At 69.8% G+C, this 16,837-nt stretch carries 18 protein-coding genes; 8 read left to right on the top strand and 10 right to left on the bottom strand.

Features of this window, described 5'->3' with window-relative positions; all coding sequences use genetic code 11:
- Positions 1-92: 92 nt before the first annotated feature.
- The 4 genes from hypE to DM194_RS22550 form a co-directional block, all read right to left on the bottom strand.
- Entirely contained in the window at positions 93-1,139 is a 1,047-nt protein-coding gene (hypE, locus tag DM194_RS22565) for a hydrogenase expression/formation protein HypE (RefSeq protein WP_111069824.1), read from the bottom strand.
- A gap of 52 nt (positions 1,140-1,191) precedes the next feature.
- Entirely contained in the window at positions 1,192-1,437 is a 246-nt protein-coding gene (locus DM194_RS22560; protein ID WP_111069823.1) for a HypC/HybG/HupF family hydrogenase formation chaperone, read from the bottom strand.
- Positions 1,438-1,454: 17 nt separating this feature from the next.
- The gene (gene hypB, locus DM194_RS22555; RefSeq protein WP_111069822.1) at positions 1,455-2,498 is read right to left on the bottom strand and encodes a hydrogenase nickel incorporation protein HypB; all 1,044 of its coding nucleotides are present in this window, start codon (positions 2,496-2,498) and stop codon (positions 1,455-1,457) included.
- A 93-nt stretch (positions 2,499-2,591) separates the two neighbouring features.
- Entirely contained in the window at positions 2,592-3,785 is a 1,194-nt protein-coding gene (locus DM194_RS22550) for a nickel-dependent hydrogenase large subunit (RefSeq protein ID WP_246024596.1), read from the bottom strand.
- Positions 3,786-4,094: 309 nt separating this feature from the next.
- On the opposite strand from DM194_RS22550, the gene DM194_RS22545 reads away from it, so the two are divergent.
- The 5 genes from DM194_RS22545 to DM194_RS22530 all read left to right on the top strand — a co-directional run bounded on the left by DM194_RS22545 (position 4,095) and on the right by DM194_RS22530 (position 8,106).
- Positions 4,095-4,958 (top strand): DUF3618 domain-containing protein, encoded by an 864-nt coding sequence (locus DM194_RS22545; RefSeq protein ID WP_111069821.1) that lies wholly within the window; start codon positions 4,095-4,097, stop codon positions 4,956-4,958.
- Between the two features lie 12 nt (positions 4,959-4,970).
- Positions 4,971-6,032 (top strand): YihY/virulence factor BrkB family protein, encoded by a 1,062-nt coding sequence (locus DM194_RS22540; RefSeq protein ID WP_111069820.1) that lies wholly within the window; start codon positions 4,971-4,973, stop codon positions 6,030-6,032.
- A 293-nt stretch (positions 6,033-6,325) separates the two neighbouring features.
- Positions 6,326-6,490 carry a hypothetical protein gene (locus DM194_RS28310; RefSeq protein WP_162630172.1) on the top strand — a complete coding sequence of 55 codons (165 nt, stop codon included), beginning with the start codon at positions 6,326-6,328 and terminating at the stop codon, positions 6,488-6,490.
- Positions 6,491-6,724: 234 nt separating this feature from the next.
- The gene (locus DM194_RS22535; protein WP_246024595.1) at positions 6,725-7,423 is read left to right on the top strand and encodes a hypothetical protein; all 699 of its coding nucleotides are present in this window, start codon (positions 6,725-6,727) and stop codon (positions 7,421-7,423) included.
- 86 nt (positions 7,424-7,509) lie between these two features.
- Positions 7,510-8,106: a HutD/Ves family protein gene (locus DM194_RS22530; protein WP_111069818.1), complete on the top strand. Its 597-nt coding sequence runs from the start codon at positions 7,510-7,512 to the stop codon at positions 8,104-8,106.
- Positions 8,107-8,215: 109 nt separating this feature from the next.
- Here DM194_RS22530 and DM194_RS22525 read toward each other — a convergent pair whose 3' ends face one another.
- Both DM194_RS22525 and DM194_RS22520 read right to left on the bottom strand, forming a co-directional pair.
- Complete coding sequence (locus DM194_RS22525) at positions 8,216-9,547, bottom strand: GH1 family beta-glucosidase (protein ID WP_111069817.1); 1,332 nt, start codon at positions 9,545-9,547, stop codon at positions 8,216-8,218.
- A gap of 2 nt (positions 9,548-9,549) precedes the next feature.
- Positions 9,550-9,888, bottom strand: a complete 339-nt coding sequence (locus DM194_RS22520) for an acyl carrier protein (RefSeq protein WP_111069816.1) — start codon at positions 9,886-9,888, stop codon at positions 9,550-9,552.
- A gap of 268 nt (positions 9,889-10,156) precedes the next feature.
- Between DM194_RS22520 and DM194_RS22515 the strand changes: the two genes are divergently transcribed.
- Positions 10,157-11,578 carry a nucleobase:cation symporter-2 family protein gene (locus tag DM194_RS22515; protein WP_246024594.1) on the top strand — a complete coding sequence of 474 codons (1,422 nt, stop codon included), beginning with the start codon at positions 10,157-10,159 and terminating at the stop codon, positions 11,576-11,578.
- Here the strand turns inward: DM194_RS22515 and yddG are convergent.
- Positions 11,575-12,528, bottom strand: a complete 954-nt coding sequence (yddG, locus tag DM194_RS22510; protein WP_111070270.1) for an aromatic amino acid exporter YddG — start codon at positions 12,526-12,528, stop codon at positions 11,575-11,577. The genes DM194_RS22515 and yddG overlap by 4 nt on opposite strands.
- 184 nt (positions 12,529-12,712) lie before the next feature.
- Between yddG and DM194_RS22505 the strand changes: the two genes are divergently transcribed.
- On the top strand, positions 12,713-13,453 hold the full coding sequence (locus DM194_RS22505) for an AraC family transcriptional regulator (RefSeq protein WP_246024593.1): 741 nt from the start codon (positions 12,713-12,715) through the stop codon (positions 13,451-13,453).
- Here DM194_RS22505 and DM194_RS22500 read toward each other — a convergent pair.
- Together DM194_RS22500 and DM194_RS22495 are read right to left on the bottom strand one after the other, a co-directional pair.
- On the bottom strand, positions 13,450-14,139 hold the full coding sequence (locus tag DM194_RS22500; protein ID WP_111069813.1) for an alpha/beta fold hydrolase: 690 nt from the start codon (positions 14,137-14,139) through the stop codon (positions 13,450-13,452). The genes DM194_RS22505 and DM194_RS22500 overlap by 4 nt on opposite strands.
- Positions 14,140-14,260: 121 nt before the next feature.
- Positions 14,261-14,878 carry a DedA family protein gene (locus DM194_RS22495; RefSeq protein WP_176581486.1) on the bottom strand — a complete coding sequence of 206 codons (618 nt, stop codon included), beginning with the start codon at positions 14,876-14,878 and terminating at the stop codon, positions 14,261-14,263.
- A gap of 211 nt (positions 14,879-15,089) precedes the next feature.
- Here DM194_RS22495 and DM194_RS22490 point away from each other — a divergent pair, with 211 nt between their 5' ends.
- Positions 15,090-15,497 carry an Lrp/AsnC family transcriptional regulator gene (locus DM194_RS22490; RefSeq protein WP_246024615.1) on the top strand — a complete coding sequence of 136 codons (408 nt, stop codon included), beginning with the start codon at positions 15,090-15,092 and terminating at the stop codon, positions 15,495-15,497.
- On the opposite strand, the gene DM194_RS22485 is transcribed toward DM194_RS22490, so the two are convergent.
- Positions 15,457-16,743 (bottom strand): winged helix-turn-helix domain-containing protein, encoded by a 1,287-nt coding sequence (locus DM194_RS22485; protein ID WP_111069812.1) that lies wholly within the window; start codon positions 16,741-16,743, stop codon positions 15,457-15,459. The genes DM194_RS22490 and DM194_RS22485 overlap by 41 nt on opposite strands.
- Positions 16,744-16,837 lie beyond the last annotated feature (94 nt).

Here is a 16,837-nt window from a genome sequence, read left to right as displayed (position 1 = left end):
ATCATCCGAGAGAGGCAACGGCCAGCGCGCGAAAGGGGTCCTGCCAATGGGACGGGACGATTGGAAAGGGTGAGTTAGCCCGCCGGTACGGGTCAGCAGATCCGGGGAAGCTGCTCTCCGGTCAGCCAATCCACGATCCGGCGGCCGCCGAAGCGGGTCTCCATTTGAACGAATCGATGGGGGTCCTCCACCACACATCCGATGCAGGCGGCATCCCGTCCCAGAGGGTGGCCGCGCATGGCGGCGAGCATCCGGTCACGCTCCTCCGCCGCGCAGATCGCGATCAGCTTACCTTCGTTGGCGGCGTAGAGCGGATCCAGACCCAATAATTCGCAGGCGGCGGTGACTTCCGCCCGAACGGGGATGTCGGCCTCGCGCAGCCTCATGCCGACGCCGGACTGGTGGGCGATCTCGTTCAGCGTCGTCGCCAGCCCGCCGCGGGTGGGATCGCGCAGCACATGGACGCCGGGCACCGCCGCCACCATCGCCGCGACCAGACCGTTCAGCGCCGCGCTGTCGGAGAGGATCGCCGTCTCGAACCCTAGATTGTCGCGGGTCGACATGATGGCGACGCCATGGTCGCCCATGGTGCCGCTGACAAGGATGACGTCGCCCGGCCGCGCCCGGTCGCCGGAGGGGGCGACGCCCGGCGGCACCATGCCGATGCCGGAGGTGGTGATGAAGATGCCGTCGCCCTTGCCGCGCTCCACAACCTTGGTGTCGCCCGACACGATGGCAACCCCGGCCTCGCGCGCCGCGGCGGCCATGCTGTCGACCACCCGCTTCAGGTCGGCCAGCGGGAAGCCCTCTTCTATGATGAAGCCGGCGGTCAGGTGCAGCGGCACGGCGCCGGCCATGGCGACGTCGTTCACCGTGCCGTGGACCGCCAGCGAGCCGATGTCGCCGCCGGGGAAGAACAGCGGCGAGACGACGAAGCCGTCGGTCGTCATCACCATGCGCCCGCCCGGCACGTCGAAGGCGGCCTGATCGTTGCCCTGGTCGAGATACGGGTTGGCGAAGGCGGCGGCGAACAGTTCTCGCACCAGCTGCGCCATCGCCTTTCCGCCCGACCCATGGGTCATGTCCACCGCCCCGCGGGCGATGTCGAGCTTGCGGGTGAACAGGCGGCGGTCGGTCATGGCGGGTGGTCCGGGTGGTCGGCGGGTGTGTGGGGGGAATGACGTGCGCGGGTCAGGCCGCGGCTTCGGCGCCTTCAGCTTCCGCCTGCGCGACCTCGGCCAGGAGAGCGAGCGTTCGCTCGGCTTCCTCGGCGTCGAGGCGGGACAGGGCGTAGCCGACATGGACGATCACGTAATCGCCGACGGCGACGCCCTCCACCAGTTCCAGCGAGCAGGTGGAGGTGACGCCGCCCAGGCTGACGGTGGCGCGCTCGTCGGGCAGCAGGGCGGTGACCAGGGCGGGAACGGCAAGGCACATGGCGGCGGTCCTTCCGGTCAATCAGCAAATGTGGGGGCGGCGTGGGACGCGCGGGCTTCCGCCAGCCCGTCGGCGATCCAGTCGTACCACTCCTCCAATCCCTGGCCGGTGGTGGCCGACAGCTGGATCACCGCCAGCGACGGGTTCAGGCGCTGGGCATAGCCGATCATCCGCTCCACATCGAAGGTCAGATGGGGCAGCAGGTCGATCTTGTTGACGATCAGCAGGTCGGCGCGGACGAACATGTCCGGGTATTTCAGGGGCTTGTCCTCCCCCTCCGTCACCGACAGCACGACGACGCGGTGGGTCTCGCCCAGGTCGAAGCCGGCGGGGCAGACCAGATTGCCGACATTCTCGACGAACAGGACGCCATCCTCGGCGAATCCGCCCTCGGCGGCCAGCTTGTCGGCGGCCTGCGCCACCATGGAGGCGTCGAGGTGGCAGCCCTTGCCGGTGTTGACCTGCACCGCCGGGGTGCCGGTGGCGCGGATGCGGTCGGCGTCGAAGCTGGTCTGCTGGTCGCCTTCGATCACCGCGACCGGAAAGCGGCCCTTCAGGTCGGTCAGGCTGCGGGTCAGCAGGGTGGTCTTGCCCGAACCGGGGCTGGACATCAGGTTCAGCACGAACACCCCGCGCCCGGCGAAGCGGCGGCGGTTGATGTCGGCCAGCGCGTCGTTCTTCGCCAGGATGTCGCGTTCGAGTGTGATCAGCCGCGGCTGGTTCAGCGCGGCGCCGCCGTCGATGGCGTCGGGGCGGTCGGGACGGTGGTGGTGATGCGTGTGGGCGTGGTCATGCCCATGGCCATGGCCATGGTCGTGCGCGTGATCATGATCGTGGTGCCCATGACCGCTGTGGCTGTGGCGGAACACCGTGCCGTCGGGGGCGACATGTTCGTGGGTGTCGTCGTGATGGTGGTGGGCATGGTGGTGCGTCGCGCCGTGGCCCTCGCCATGGCGGTGGCGGTAGACCTTGCCGTCCGGGCCGATATGCTCATGCTCGGCATCGGCGGCCTTGCCGTCGATCCGGGTTTCGCCTTCGCCACATCCGCAAACCGTGCACATCACACGCTCTCCCACTCTTCGATCCGCATGGCATACGCCCTATCCGTTCGGCGGAGCATCATCGTCCCGGCCGCCCGCTTCGGCAAGTGCTCGTCATTCGTGTACCTCTATGCCGCAGGCGACGCAGGGGTCGAGCATCGCGACCAACAGCCGCGCCCGTTCCGCCGCATCGTCCCGGCCGCGCACCCGGGCGCCGGCCAGTCCGCGCGCCAGCGGGCCGTCGGCGGCGAAGTTCCAGTCGGTCGGCGCCACCATGCGGGCATCGGCGATCCGCCCGGCCTCGTCCAGCCGCAGCCAGTGGGCGAGCCGCCCGCGCGCCGTCTCCGCCACGCCGCAGCCCGAGCCCGGCGCCTGACCCGCCCGACCCGCCGCCATGGCCGGTTCGGCCGGGCACAGGCCGGCGATGGCCGCCTCCATCCGCCGCGGCAATTCCGCCAGATCGGCGAGACGCGCCGCGAACAGCCGGGCCAGACCGTCGCCGAAGCGGTCCGTCACCGAAACCACCAGCGGGTGCGCCGCCTGACGTTCCAGTGGGCCGGTCAGCGCCGGGCCGCCGTCGTGCCGCGGCCGGGTGGCGAAGGCCGGATCGCCGGCCAGCGCCGCGGCGAACCAGTCCGGCCGGCTTTCCCTCAGAAGGGACGTGCCGCCCGCTCCCCAGCTTGCCAGCTCCGGGTGCAGCAGCCGGGCGGCCAGACGCGCCGCGTCGCTGGCGCCAAGCCCGGCCCAGCGGGCGAGGTCGTCGGCATCCCGTGGCGGCGCTCCGGCGAAGACCTCCGCCGCCAGCCAGCCATTCATCCGGTCCAGTGCATCGCGCAGGGCCGCCGCGTCGGGCCGCAGGCCGCCGCCGCCCGGCCGCAACCCGTCCTTGCCGGGATAGAGCGCCGGCATGACCGCGGACACCGCCTGGCGCAAGCCGCGCAGGGCGGCCGGCCGCGGCGGAGCGCCAAGGCGCGCCGGCCATTCGACGACCGCCTGCCAGCCATGGCTGTCCAGCGCCTCGGCGTCGGTCAGCAGGTTTCTTGCGGTTTCCTGCGCGCCTGCGTCGATGCCCAGAGCCGCTTCGCAGGCGCGGGCGACGGCCAGGGCCTGCGCGGTTCCGCACAGGCTGAACAGCAGGGGAGCCAGCCGCACCGCCTCGTCCGTCCGGCGGCCGACCAGGGCGGCGACGGCGCGCGGGCGGCGGGTGGCGACCTCGGCCCGGCAGATGATGGTGCCGGCGCCCGTTTTGCCGTCGAGCCACAGCCGGACGGATACCGATCCCTCTGCGGGCAATGTGGCTGCGGTCATGGGGGCGTCCTGGGGCGGAAGGCGGCCCATCCTGACGGAACCGGGGTGCAGCACATTGACCTGCGTCAAAATACGGAGGTCCGGCGGGGCGGATCCCGTGCGCCGGCCCTGGCCGGGCTGAATCCTTCCGTGGGACTTAGCCTTAACCGCACCATGCAGCCCGGCTTGCCTGATGGTAGGCAGCGGAATCGTCTCTTGAAGGACGGGGCGGGAGGGAAGCGTTCCGGCCCTTTGCCTGTGCAGGTCAGGCTGGAACAATCGCCTCCCCGTGCTGTTGCAAGCCGGCAGCCCCCACAGGAGACGTCCGGCATGACCAACCACAACGACGCCATTCCGCCCGCCGCTCCATCCACGTCGGTTCCCTCCGACCGCGCGGCCGCTGCCGGGGCCGCGACAGCGGCGCAGAATCGCCGGCCCGAGGAAATCGAACATGAGATCGAGTCGATCCGCGCCCGCATGGATGCGGTGATCGACGAGATCGAATTCCGCCTGTCTCCCGGCCAGATGTCCGGCGGGGTGGTGCAGGTGGTGCGCGACGTCATCGAGGGCGGCGGCGACGGCATGTCCGGCCGCATCGCCCGTGCCGTCCGCGCCAATCCGATCCCCGTAGCGCTGATGGGCGTCGGCGCTCTCTGGCTCGCCTGGGCGGTCGCCCGCACGCCGGAGGCCACCACCGAATTCGACGATTACGATCCCCACGGCCGGCATCTGGATCCGCGCAGCCGGCATCTGCTGACCGACCTGATCGCTGCCTGCCGCGACGGGTCGGAAGCCTTCCGCCGCGCCGACATGACCATCGCCGATCCGGCGCTGTCCTCCCGCCTGGAGACCCTGGCCGACCAGCTCGACCGCAGCGCCATGGCGCTGGACGACGAACTGCGCAACGGCGGCGGCTGGATCGAGACGGCGGGCGATGGCGGCCGGGTCTGGTCGCCCCTGCATGGCCTGGCGGAGGCGAGCGCGCGCAGCGTCGTGGCGGGCGTCGGCGGATCGGCCGGGCGGGGCGACCTGCTGGCGCGGCTGGAAAGCGGTCTGGACGGCACGCTGGCCCTGTTCCGCGATGCCCTGCGCGATGCGCCCGACGATCACCTGCAGGTCGTCATCGGCGCCCAGTTCCATGCCGTGGAGACCGCCCGCCACCGTGTCGGCGCGCTGCGCGAAGCCGTGGTCTGAGGAGGGCGGGTCATGCTGGGGTTGAGCCGCCGCCATTACTACGAGCACCGGAACCGTGTGAACGAATACCGTGCGGTCGGCTACGCCGCCAATGACGCGCGCGGCGGGAGCCGGAGCGGGCGGGGCCGGTCGGCGGAAACCCCATCCGACATTCCCGCAAAAGGCTGGAAGGACATCCTGCTGCGGGTGTGGGACGAGCAGAGCAAGGACAACGTGTCGATGCTGGCCGCGGGCGTCGCCTATTACGGGCTGCTCGCCATCTTCCCGGCCATCGCGGCGCTGGTCTCCATCTACGGTCTCGTCGCCGATCCGGCGATGATCGAGAACCAGCTGAGCCAGATGGGCGGGCTGCTGCCGCCGGAAGCCCTGTCCATCGTCAGCGACCAGGCCCGCAAGGTGGCGACGGCCCCGTCGGAAGGGCTGGGTTTCGGCCTGATCTTCGGCCTGCTGCTGACCCTGTGGAGCGCGTCGCGCGGCACCAACTCGCTGGTGGCGGCGCTCAACATCGCCTATGGCGAGCAGGAGACGCGGGGCTTCATCAAGCTGGCCTTGCTGTCGATGGGCCTGACGGTGGCAGGCCTGCTGTTCGTCATCGTCGCCATGGTGATGATCGTCGCGGTGCCGGCCGCGATCAACATCATCGGGCTGCAGGACACGCCGATCGGCTGGATCGCCAGCCTTGCCCGCTGGCCGATCCTGGCGGTGGCGATCATCCTGGGGCTTGCCGTCTTCTACCGCTACGCCCCCGACCGCCGGGAGCCGCAATGGCGCTGGGTCACCTGGGGTTCGGCGACGGCGACTCTGGTCTGGCTGCTGGGGTCCCTGGGTTTTTCCATCTACGTGTCGAATTTCGGCAGCTACAACGAGACCTACGGGTCGGTCGGCGCCGTCGTGGTGCTGCTGCTGTGGTTCAACCTGACCTCCTACGTCGTGCTGCTGGGGGCCGAGCTGAATGCGGAGATCGAGCATCAGACCGCCCGCGACACCACCAGCCGCGACGGACGGCCGGCCCGGCCGATGGGGCAGCGCGACGCCTATGTCGCCGACACCCTGGGCGAACGCAAGGCGAGCTAGTTTTAAGGCAAGCTAGTCGGCGAAAATGCCGCTTGGCAGGGCGGCGGCCGCGCGCTATGGTCGCCGTCATGCAACAGGCGCTTTCCATCGCGTCCTCCGGACGCTCCCGATATTTTGGCCGCTGGTTTCGTCCGGCGGCCTAGGAACGCGCATCTGTCGCTCATTCCCGAAGCCGCCCGGACCGACCCGCGGCGGCTTTCGCGTTTGTGACCTCGGCCCTTGATGGGCTGCACATCCTCAAAATCCGAACACGGGCGATCCGGGCGGCCTCATCATCCGCAAGAGAGGTTGTCATGTTCGATTTCGATGTCGTCACCGGCCCCACCCAGCCGCCCCACTGCCCCCCGGCCGACGAGCCGGCCGCTCCCGAGTCGGCCCCGCAGACTGCGGCACTGACCGCCGCCGCCGCCGCGCAATCCGTTTCGAACCCGCAAACAATGGGAAAGCCGCGATCCTGAGCGGGGGGTCGGGGACGCCGCCCATGGCGTGCGGACCGATAATCCCAGCTTTGGACCAAAAAAATCACGAATCCTGCCTATGTTCCGCCGGCTGTTGTCGTATACTTCCTTAGGGCAGACGTGTCCGGGTGGCGGCGCAGCCGGCCGCACCATTGTGGGTACCTCTCGGCGGCGTCCGGATCCGCTCGTTCGGATTTGGGCGTTTTGGTCGGATCGGAAGAAGGATGACGGATCATGGCGGATGATGCTCTCTCCAGCGTCAGCTCTATGGTGTCCGGCCTCAACGCGTCGATCAAGAACGCGGTCGAGGCCATCAGGAAGTCGCAGAGCAACCAGGCCGTCGGCGACGTCCAGGAATTTTCCAAGACGGTCAGGAAGTCGGCGCTGACCAGCACGGCCGGCGCCACCGACATCGGCGTGCTCGCCAAGAACACCACCCGCCTGAACGTCGCCAGCACGCTGGCGGCGAACGACAAGGTCGATTTCTACAAGTTCAAGGTCACCACCAAGGGTGAGATGACCATGGGCCAGGTCGGCGACGACGGCGTGCGCGTCCAGCTGATGAACCGGCTTGGCCGGGTGATGGCCGACAGCGATCCGAAGTCCGGCGACAATTACGACTCCTTCAAGAAGCTGCAGGCCGGCAATCTGACGGTCGACAAGGGCGACTACACCCTGCGCATCACCCGCGACAAGGGGCAGTCCGACAAGGATCCCAAGAACTACGCCTTGCAGGTGGTGATGGGGAACTACAGCAAGGATTACGACACCGTGGCCCAGGCGCCGGCCAAGGGCGACACCGGCCTGGCGCTGACCACCGGGCAGCAGGCGACGCTGGACGGGCTGAACAGCGCCATCGGCAGCCTGAACTCGATCCCCACCGGCCAGACCGGAACGCAGAAGCTCATGGGCAGCTTCAACCTTTTCGTTTGAGGCTCTTCGCCTGCGGCTCTTCGTCTGAAGCATCGGCGCCGGCTGTGCTATGACGGTGCGGAGTTCATCCGCGCCGGAGCCCGACCTTGCCCAGCCTCACCCTCCTGAACCCCGCCGATCACCGCCGCGTTCCCTGGAAGAATGGCGGCGGCGTCACCACCGAACTGGCGGTGGAGCCGACTGCCGGCCCGACTGCCGGCCCGTCTTCCGATGGGCGCTTCCTTTGGCGGGTCAGCATCGCCGACGTCGTCGAGCCCGGTCCATTCTCGGCCTTTCCCGGCTATGACCGCCTGATCGCCGTGGTGGAGGGCGACGGCATGCGCCTGTCCGTCGATGGCGCCCCGCCGGTCGAACGGCGCCGACTGGACCCTGCCTTCGCCTTTCCCGGCGAGGCGAAGGTGTGGTGCGAACCGACCGCCGGTCCGATCCGCGACGTGAATCTGATGCTCGACCGCGCGTCGGCCACCGGCGCCCTGACCCTGCTTGCCGGTCCGGCCGCCGACCGTGCCGCCGGCGACGTGGTGCTGTTCCACGCCCTGGCCGGAACCGTGACCGTCATCCCCGATGGCGCGGACGCCCTGCCGGTTCCCGAGGGGCACAGCCTGCTCCTGCGCGATGGTGCCGCACGGGTGGAGGTGCCGGACGGGGCGGAAGCCGTGTGTGCGGCGGTGCGGCGGCGCTGAAGCGGATTGCAATCTGCTTTGGACCGCGACGGCGGCCCCGGCCGCTCATGCGGCCGAAGCCCGACCGGCGAATGAGGTCATCTGAAGCTGAAGCGAATGGAAACTCGCTTTAGGCTTTCGCCGACCGGATCAGCTCCGCATACCAGCGCGCCGAGTCCTTCGGCGTGCGGGCCAGGGTCTGGAAGTCCACATGGACGATGCCGAAGCGTTGTCCATAGCCGCTGCCCCATTCGAAATTGTCCAGCAGCGACCAGACGAAATAGCCGCGCACGTCGGCGCCCTGGGCCATCGCGTCGCGCATCGCGGCGTTGTAGATGGTCAGGTAGTTGATGCGGTGGGGGTCGTGGACGGCGCCGTCGGGGCTGACGGTGTCGCTGCCGCCGCAGCCGTTCTCCGTCACCACGATGGGCAGGCGGTAGCGGCGTTGGATGGTCAGCAGCTCGTCCCGGAAGGCGTCGGGAAAGATCGCCCAGCCGACGCCGTGGGTCGGCGAATCGGGCGGCGCGTCGCCCCAGCCGTAACCCCAGCTCCGGGCCGGGTCGGCCTTGGCGAAGATCGGGCCGTAATGGTTCAGCCCGAACCAGTCCACCGGCCGGGCGATGCGGGCCATGTCGCCGGCCTGCACGTAGGGCTCGATGGCGGCGGCTGTCTGCGGCGGATAATGGCCGAGGATCTGCGGGTCGCAGAAGACGAGGTTCCAATGCTCGTCCAGCAGCGAGGCCGCGGCGCGGTTTTCCGGCGTATCGGTCTCGGGGATCACGACCTGCCGGTTGTGGATGGCGCTGATCGAGGCGCCGGGCACCAGATCCCGCAGCACGTCCACCCCGGCGCCATGGGCGAGGTTGACGTGGTGGATGGCGCGCAGATGCTGAGCCCGGTCGACGATCCCCGGCGCGGCCCAGGGAATGGCGTAGCCGAACAGGGTGAAGACCGAGAATTCGTTGAAGGTGATCCAGCGCTTCACCCGGTCGCCGTAGCGCCGGGCGCAGAGCGCGGCATAGTCGGCATACCAGCCGGCGCAGTCGCGGCTGGACCAGCCGCCCGGATCCTGCAACGCCTGCGGCAAATCCCAGTGATAGAGGCACAGCCAGGGTTCGATCCCCGCCTCCATCAGCCGGTCGATCAGCCGGTCGTAGAAGTCCAGCCCCGCCTCGTTCACCGCACCGCGCCCGCGCGGCAGCACCCGCGGCCAGGACACCGAGAAGCGGTAGGCGTCGACGCCCAGCCCCTTCATCAGCGCCACATCCTCCGGCATGCGGTGGTAATGGTCGCAGGCCACGTCGCCGGTGTCGCCGTTCATCACCCCGCCCAGGGTGCGGCAGCGGACGTCCCAGATGCTGGCGCCGCGCCCGTCCTCGGCCGCAGCACCTTCGATCTGGTAGGCGGAGGTGGAAACGCCCCAAATGAAACCGGGCGGATAGGGAGAAGTCTGGTCGGTCATTTCTAGGCGGCAATCTCGTTGATGCCGCGGCAGCGGCCTTCGAACTCGTCGGAGATGAATTCGGGGCGCTTGTAATAGCCCTTGATCCAGCTCGCCAAGAGGCAAAGCTCCTCCAGCTTCACCAGCTCGTCCAGCGTCCCTTCCGGGAAACGGATGCCGAAGCTTTCGGAGATGTATTCCAGAACCTGTTCAACCTGGTCGATCGACAGCTGGATGTCGGTCTCCAGCGTCGCATTCCGGGTCAGCAGAGCTTCGTCCACCCCGTATTCGTCGCGGATCAGCTTCACGATCCAACGGAACATGTGCATCCAGTTGGATACACCCTCGATCGACTTGCTCATCGCGACGCTCTGTTCGGGTTGCGCGAAAGGGGTAGATTGCAGCGACTGTACCCGCGGATCGTTAACGAATACCGCAGCCTCCACTGCGGTCTCCACCCGGCGCGGCAAAAAACCGCGTGGGATTTGCCACCTGCGCGGGCAGCCTCCGTCGGAAGATGCACAGGACTTGTGCAGGCATGTTCGGTATCGGCCATGCAGGACGCGGCGCTGCGATGCGGCATGGGCCATGCATCGCAGCGCCGCACCACAGGACAGCGAGGCCAGCGCCATGACACGCGCAATCGACACGTCAAGCGCCACCGACACGTCAAGCGCCACCGACACGTCAAGCGCCGACGGCAGGACAGCCGCCCATCCCGTCGACGAAATTCTGCCGCCCTGGCGGCTGCTGGCGCTGGGGCTGCAGCATGTGCTGGTGATGTATGCCGGGGCCGTCGCGGTGCCGCTGATCATCGGCGGGGCGCTGAAGCTGCCCAAGGAGCAGATCGCCATGCTGATCAACGCCGACCTCTTCGTCTGCGGCTTGGTCACGCTGATCCAGGCGGTCGGGTTCTGGCGGTTCGGCATCAGGCTGCCGATCATGATGGGCGTCACCTTCGCCGCGGTCGGGCCGATGGTGGCGATGGCGGCCAACCCGTCGCTGGGCCTGCTGGGGATCTATGGCGCGGTGATCGGGTCCGGCATCTTCGCCATGGTGGCGGCACCGCTGGTCGGCCGGCTGCTGCGGCTGTTCCCGCCGGTGGTGACCGGCAGCGTCATAGCCATCATCGGCATCTCGCTGATGCGGGTCGGGGTGGGGTGGGCCGGCGGCGGTGTGGGAAATCCGCGTTTCGGCGACCCGGCCTTCCTGGGCGTCGCCGCCTTCGTGCTGGTGACGATCCTGGCGCTGATGAAGCATGGCCGCGGGTTCGTCCGCAACGTCGCGGTTCTGCTGGGTCTGGTGGCCGGGATGGTGCTGGCGATGGCGCTGGGCATGGTCAGCTTCAACGGTCTGGCCGAGGCGCCGTGGGTGGCGCCGGTCCGGCCCTTCCAGTTCGGCCTTCCGGTCTTCGACCCCATCGCCATCCTGACCATGTCTCTGGTGATGATCGTGGTGATGATCGAATCGACCGGCATGTTCCTGGCCGTCGGCGACATGGTCGGCCGCCCGGTCACGCGGGAGGATCTGGTCCGGGGCTTGCGCACCGACGGGCTGGGCACGGTGATCGGCGGGGTCTTCAACACCTTTCCCTACACGTCCTTCTCGCAGAATGTCGGGCTGGTCGGGGTGACCGGCGTGCGCAGCCGCTGGGTCTGCGCGGCCGGCGGGCTGATCCTGCTTCTGCTGGGGCTCTTGCCGAAGCTGGCCCATGTGGTGGCGTCGGTGCCGGCCTTCGTTCTGGGCGGCGCCGGGCTTGTGATGTTCGGCATGGTCGCGGCGACCGGCGTGCGGATCCTGTCCCAGGTCGATTACGCCAACCGGCGCGAGAACCTGATCGTCGTGGCGGTCAGCATCGGCGTCGGGCTGATCCTGCTGGTGTCGGACAAGTTCTTCTCGCAGATGCCGTCCTTCCTGTCGCCGCTGCTGCACAGCGGCATCCTGCTGGGCACCCTGACGGCGGTGGCGCTGAACTGGTACTTCAACGGCCTGGCGACCGGCGACCGGGCCCGCCAGGATGTCGCCGCCGCGGCGCATGGCGCGGAGGCTTAAGGGGACTTCCGCCGCAGCAGATCCTTGCTGGCGAGCAGCGAGCCGCCGGCGATCAGGGCGCAGGACACCCAGATGATCCCCGAATTGGGGGCGAGGCCGAACAGGACCAGCAGCAGGGTCGACAGCAGCGGCGCCAGATAGGACAGCGCCCCCAGCGCCCGGATGTCGCCGTGGCGCACGCCGAAGTCCCAGACGAAGAAGGCCGCCCCCACCGGGCCAAGACCCAGCAGCAGCATCGCTCCCCAGCCGGCAAGGGTCTCCGGCCACACCGTCTGCTCCAGTGCCAGATGGCAGAGCAGCGACAGAAGCGCTGTGGCGAGGCAGAAGGCGCTGACGGCGTCGGTCGGCGCCTCGCCGATCTGGCCCAGCCGGCGGCGCAGCACCGAATAGCCGGCCCAGGTGACGGCGCTGCCCAGGGCCGCGGCATAGCCCGGCAGATGCGCCGGATCGATGGAGAGTCCGCTCCCCAGGCCGCCGCTCCCGCCGCGTGCGATCAGCAGCGCGGTGCCCGCCAGCCCGGCGACGGCGCCGCCGACATGCCACGCCCGCAGCCGCTCCCCCGGCAGCAGGGCGGAGAACAGCACGATCAACAGCGGCCACAGGTAGTTGATCAGGTTGGCTTCCACCGGCGGCGCCGCCTGCAGCGCCATGAAATAGAGGAAGTGGAAGCCGAACAGCCCGCCCACCCCCAGCGCCCAGGCGGCGGGCGGCTGGCGGAAATAGCGCAAGGGGTTGTCGCCGCGCAGCATCGTCCAGCCGCTGCCGACCAGGAAGGCCAGCAGGAAGGAGGTCGCCACCAGCTGGAACGGCGGCACCATCGAGGCCAGCGTCGCCAGCGGGGCCAGCGTCGCCCACATCAGGATGGCGGTGAAGCCGACCAGGGTGGCGCGGTTGACGGACCGGCGGTCGGGCAGGGCGGGCCGGATGGCGGCGGCGGAGGGAGCGGGCATGATGGGGATCGGTCGGTTGGCGCGGATCGGACGACCATAGCCGGTGGACGGCATGCTGTCTTGACCGGGGCTCCGGCCGGGATTGACCGCTTCTCCGGCGGAAAGCTCCGCAGCTGTGGCTGTACGCCCCGGGGCCGACGGCGTAGCATGGCCGCCCCAACCCGATCGCCAGGAGTCCGACGGCGTGGCGTCCCCGCATCGGCCGAGCGTCAGCACCCGCAGCTATGACGGGTTCGAGCGGCGGCACACGCATGACCATCATCAGATCGTCCTGCCCGTCGCCGGTATCCTCGACATGGAGGTTGCCGGGGCGCGCGGTCGGGTGGGCGAGGGGCGCGGCGTGCTGGTGGCGGACGGGATGCCGCACAGCTTCCGCAGCGCCGGGACCAACCGTTTCGTCGTGCTGGACGTGCCGGCCGGCGGGCTGGTGCCGGAGGCCGCAGCGCATGCCTGCGACGCCTTCTTCCCCATCGACGCGGCGCTGGATGGCCTGGTGCGGTATCTGGCGGCGGAGGCGGCCGACCGGCCGCTCGACCCGGTGCTGGCCCACCATGCGGCCGGGCTGCTGCTGCGCGCCCTCGAATCGCGCCGTCCCACGCCCGCCGTGCCGGACGATCCGGTGGCGCGCGCCCTGACCCTGATGGCGGAGCGGTGCGAGGAGCCGCTGACGGTGGCGGAGCTTGCCGCCGCGGTCGGGCTGGCGCCCAGCCGCTTCCACGAACGCTTCCGAGCGCAGACCGGCACCACCCCGGCCCGCCGGCTGGCGGAGCTGCGGCTGGACCGGGCGGAGGCGCTGCTGCGCGCCGGCGACCTGTCCTTGGCGGAGGTGGCGTTGGCGGTTGGATTCTCCGATCAGAGCGCCTTGACCCGCAGCCTGCGCCGTCGCCGCGGCACCACGCCGGGGGCGCTGCGGAACGGGGTCTAGACCGCCGCGCGCGCCGCCTCGACGATCACCGCCGCCACCGCGTCGGGGCGCGACAGGTGGGGGGCGTGACCGCTTTCGACCTCAACGCTGCGTGCGCCGATGCGCGCGGCGGTGGCGCGCAGGAAGTCGGGCGGCAGCATGCGGTCCTGCGTGGCGACGATGTACCAGGCGGGCTTGGTCTTCCAGGCGGCGGCCGTGACGCGGGTGGCGAAGCAGGCGGCGGCCACCGGCCCCTGGGTCGCGGCCAGCAGGGCGGCATCCTCGGCGCCCAGATCCTGGGCGAAGTTGCGGGCCATCCCTTCCGGCGTCAGGGTCAGGAAGCGGCCCTTGTCGACCGAGACGCCCGACAGGCCGGCCGAGGGCGGGAAGGGCTTCAGTGTGTCGTTCGGCGATTGTCCGGCATCGGGGGCGAAGGCGGCGACATAGACCAGCCCCTTCACCCGCTCCTGCTCGCCGATCTGGGTGATGACGGCCCCGCCCCAGGAATGGCCGACCAGCAGCACCGGCCCCTTGGTCCGGTCGATGGCGCGCTGGACATGGGCGACGTCGTCGTCGAGCGAGACCAGCGGGTTCTGCACCGCGACCGCCGCCAGCCCTTCCGCCTGCAGGCGGGGGATCACCCGGCCCCAGGAGGAGCCGTCGGCGAAGGCGCCGTGGACGAGGATGACGGTCGGGGTGGAAGTCATGGGCTGATGCTCCCGCTGGCGGTCGGACCCGTCAGGGAGAGCATGCGGGGCGCGGCGCCGTCCAGCCGGGGCCGGGGAATTTTCCTCTGGGCGGAATTCCTAGGGGCGGACGCGGAGCCGGCTATTCCGCCGGCTGCTTGGCCGTCCGCCGGCCGAAGGTGGCGACCCGGTAGACGTACCAGAGGAAAATGCCCGCTATGACGATGTTGGACACCGGGTTCAGCCAGCCGGAAACCTGCTGATAGCGGTCCTCCAGCAGATAGCCGGCGGCGGCGAGGAAGGTCGTCCAGATCGCGGTGCCCACGGTGGTGTAGAGCAGGAAGGGCACGAGCGCCATTTCCGACACGCCGGCGGGGATGGAGATCAGCGTGCGCACCGCCGGGATCATCCGGCCGATCAGCACCGCCCGCCCGCCATGTTCCCGGAAATGGGATGCGGCCTGGTCGACCTCCTCGGGGCTGATGGTCAGCCAGCGGCCATGGCGTTCGGCCCAGTGCTTCAGCCGGCGGCAGCCGACCCAGCGGCCGATCGCATACCAGAACAGCGCGCCCGCCAGGGCGCCGGCCGTGCCGGCGACCACCACCAGGGGAAGGCTCAGGTCTCCGCGCGCGGCGGTGAAGCCGGCCAGCGGCAGGATCAGCTCCGATGGGATGGGCGGAAACAGGTTCTCCGCGAACATCAGCAGAGCCACGCCGAGATAGCCGGTCTGCTCCACCATGCTGACGATCCAGTCGAACACACTCTTCCTCCCGCGTCTGCCCAACCGGAGAACACCGGAGGGGCCGATTGGTTGCGATGCGGGGGACTCGCAGCCGCCGCCCGCCCGGCATATGTTCCTTTGGGTGATGGTTTCCGGCACGGATCGAAGAGAGGCGGAATTGGCGACGATCAAGCTCGACCGGCATGAGAAGGGCATCCTGGCGGCCCTGCAGGAGAATGCCCGGCTGACCATGCAGGAGTTGGGCGACACCGTCGGCCTGTCGGCCTCCCCTTGCTGGCGCCGCGTGCGGTCGATGGAGGACATCGGCGTCATCCGCCGCTACACGGTCCAGCTCGACCCGCGCAAGCTGGGGCTCGGCGAATGCGTCTTCGCCCATGTCACGCTGGAACGCCACAAGGAGAACGCGGTCGAACAGTTCGAGACCGCCATCGCCGGCATGCCGCAGGTGCTGGAATGCTTCGCCGTCACCGGCGATGCCGACTACCTGCTGCGCATCGTCGTGCCCACCACCGAGGATTACGGCCGCTTCCTCAGCGAGCGCATCTTTTCCATCCCCGCGGTGTCGCACGTCAAATCGAGCGTCACCCTGAAGGAGGTCAAGTTCGAGACCCGGCTGCCTCTGGACCATCTGGAGTGAGCGGAGCGTCGGCGCCGGTCCACTGCAAGGTCGCCGCCAGGGCCGGGGCCAGATCGCCGCCGCCGCAGACCGTCACGCGCTTCAGCCCCAGCCAGCCCGCCAGCCGCCGCAGTTCCGCCGCCAGGGGCGGGGCGACGGTTTCGGGACGGGCGTGGGGTTCGGCGTGGGCGGCCCGGACCAGCAGGGCGGCGGCATTGCGGTCGGATTTCAGGTCGACGCGGGCGGCGATGCGCTCCTCCATCAGGAAGGGCAGCACGTAATAGCCATGCTCCCGCTTGTGGGCGGGGGTGTAGATCTCCAGCCGGATGCGGGCGCCGAACAGGCGCTCGGTGCGCTGCCGCTCCCAGATCAGCGAATCGAAGGGGGAGAGCAGGGCGCGGGCCGGCGCCTTGCGCGGAACCCGCAGGTCGGGAGTGACGTAGGCGATGCGCTCCCAGCCCTCCACCGTCACCGGCAGCAGCTCGCCGGCCTCCACCAGCTCGGCGATGCGCAGGCGGGCGTCGGCGACGTCGAGCCGGTGATAGTCGCGCAGGTCGCGTTCGGTCGCCACGCCATGGGCGCGGGCGGCGATGCGCAGCAGGGCGCGCTGGGCCTCGGCCTCCTCCGGCGTCGGGGTGTCGAGGACGGCGGCGGGCAGCACCCGCTCCGGCAGGTCGTAGAGCCGCTCGAAACCGCGCCGCCCGGCGGTGGTGACGAGGCCGGCCCAGAACAGATACTCCAGCGCCTGCTTGCCGTCGCTCCAGCCCCACCAGCCGCCGGCCCCGCGCCCGGCCTCGCTGAGTTCGGACGCGCCCATCGGTCCGCGCGCCGCCACCTCGGCCAGGACCGAGTCGATGTAGGGGCGGCGCTCGGCGGCGAAGCGTGCCAGCCCGCCGTAGATGCCTTCGTTGCGTTCGGCCCGCGCCATGCGCCAGCGGAACAGCGGCTGCTGCTCCACCGGGATCAGCGAGGCTTCGTGGCCCCAATACTCGAACAGTGCCCGCCGCCTGCCGCCATAGGCCAGCCGGTCGAGCAGCACCGCCTCGTACGGCCCCAGCCGTGAGAAGAGCGGCAGGTAATGGGAGCGGACCAGCACGTTGACGGAATCGATCTGCACCAGCCCCAGCCGGCCGATCATGCGCCGGGCATGGCGGGCCTCCACCGCAGCGGCGGTTGAAGCGTCTTCGGGAGCGGTGTTGGCGAAGCCCTGGGCCGCGATGGCGACGCGGCGGGCCTCACGCAGGGACAGGCTGTCGGGACGGGGCATGGGCCTAAAAGGAAAAGGGCGCGGGGGACGAGCTTGCGAACGCGTTTGACTTTCGTCAAGGCAGGGGCGGGGGGCCAGGCACACGCTGTCGGTC

Origin of the sequence: Azospirillum ramasamyi, assembly GCF_003233655.1 — a bacterium.
GTDB classification, from domain to species: domain Bacteria; phylum Pseudomonadota; class Alphaproteobacteria; order Azospirillales; family Azospirillaceae; genus Azospirillum; species Azospirillum ramasamyi.
The sequence above is the reverse complement of the archived record's forward strand: the minus strand, read 5'-3'. Positions and strand labels throughout refer to the sequence as shown.

What these genes read in the sequence shown, in the direction of transcription:
- hypE (WP_111069824.1), bottom strand. Translation starts at nt 1,139, where the DNA reads ATGACCGACCGCCGCCTGTTCACCCGCAAGCTCGACATCGCCCGCGGG.
- DM194_RS22560 (WP_111069823.1), bottom strand. Translation starts at nt 1,437, where the DNA reads ATGTGCCTTGCCGTTCCCGCCCTGGTCACCGCCCTGCTGCCCGACGAG.
- hypB (WP_111069822.1), bottom strand. Translation starts at nt 2,498, where the DNA reads ATGTGCACGGTTTGCGGATGTGGCGAAGGCGAAACCCGGATCGACGGC.
- DM194_RS22550 (WP_246024596.1), bottom strand. Translation starts at nt 3,785, where the DNA reads ATGACCGCAGCCACATTGCCCGCAGAGGGATCGGTATCCGTCCGGCTG.
- DM194_RS22545 (WP_111069821.1), top strand. Translation starts at nt 4,095, where the DNA reads ATGACCAACCACAACGACGCCATTCCGCCCGCCGCTCCATCCACGTCG.
- DM194_RS22540 (WP_111069820.1), top strand. Translation starts at nt 4,971, where the DNA reads ATGCTGGGGTTGAGCCGCCGCCATTACTACGAGCACCGGAACCGTGTG.
- DM194_RS28310 (WP_162630172.1), top strand. Translation starts at nt 6,326, where the DNA reads ATGTTCGATTTCGATGTCGTCACCGGCCCCACCCAGCCGCCCCACTGC.
- DM194_RS22535 (WP_246024595.1), top strand. Translation starts at nt 6,725, where the DNA reads ATGGCGGATGATGCTCTCTCCAGCGTCAGCTCTATGGTGTCCGGCCTC.
- DM194_RS22525 (WP_111069817.1), bottom strand. Translation starts at nt 9,547, where the DNA reads ATGACCGACCAGACTTCTCCCTATCCGCCCGGTTTCATTTGGGGCGTT.
- DM194_RS22520 (WP_111069816.1), bottom strand. Translation starts at nt 9,888, where the DNA reads ATGAGCAAGTCGATCGAGGGTGTATCCAACTGGATGCACATGTTCCGT.
- DM194_RS22515 (WP_246024594.1), top strand. Translation starts at nt 10,157, where the DNA reads ATGACACGCGCAATCGACACGTCAAGCGCCACCGACACGTCAAGCGCC.
- yddG (WP_111070270.1), bottom strand. Translation starts at nt 12,528, where the DNA reads ATGCCCGCTCCCTCCGCCGCCGCCATCCGGCCCGCCCTGCCCGACCGC.
- DM194_RS22500 (WP_111069813.1), bottom strand. Translation starts at nt 14,139, where the DNA reads ATGACTTCCACCCCGACCGTCATCCTCGTCCACGGCGCCTTCGCCGAC.
- DM194_RS22490 (WP_246024615.1), top strand. Translation starts at nt 15,090, where the DNA reads ATGCAGGAGTTGGGCGACACCGTCGGCCTGTCGGCCTCCCCTTGCTGG.
- DM194_RS22485 (WP_111069812.1), bottom strand. Translation starts at nt 16,743, where the DNA reads ATGCCCCGTCCCGACAGCCTGTCCCTGCGTGAGGCCCGCCGCGTCGCC.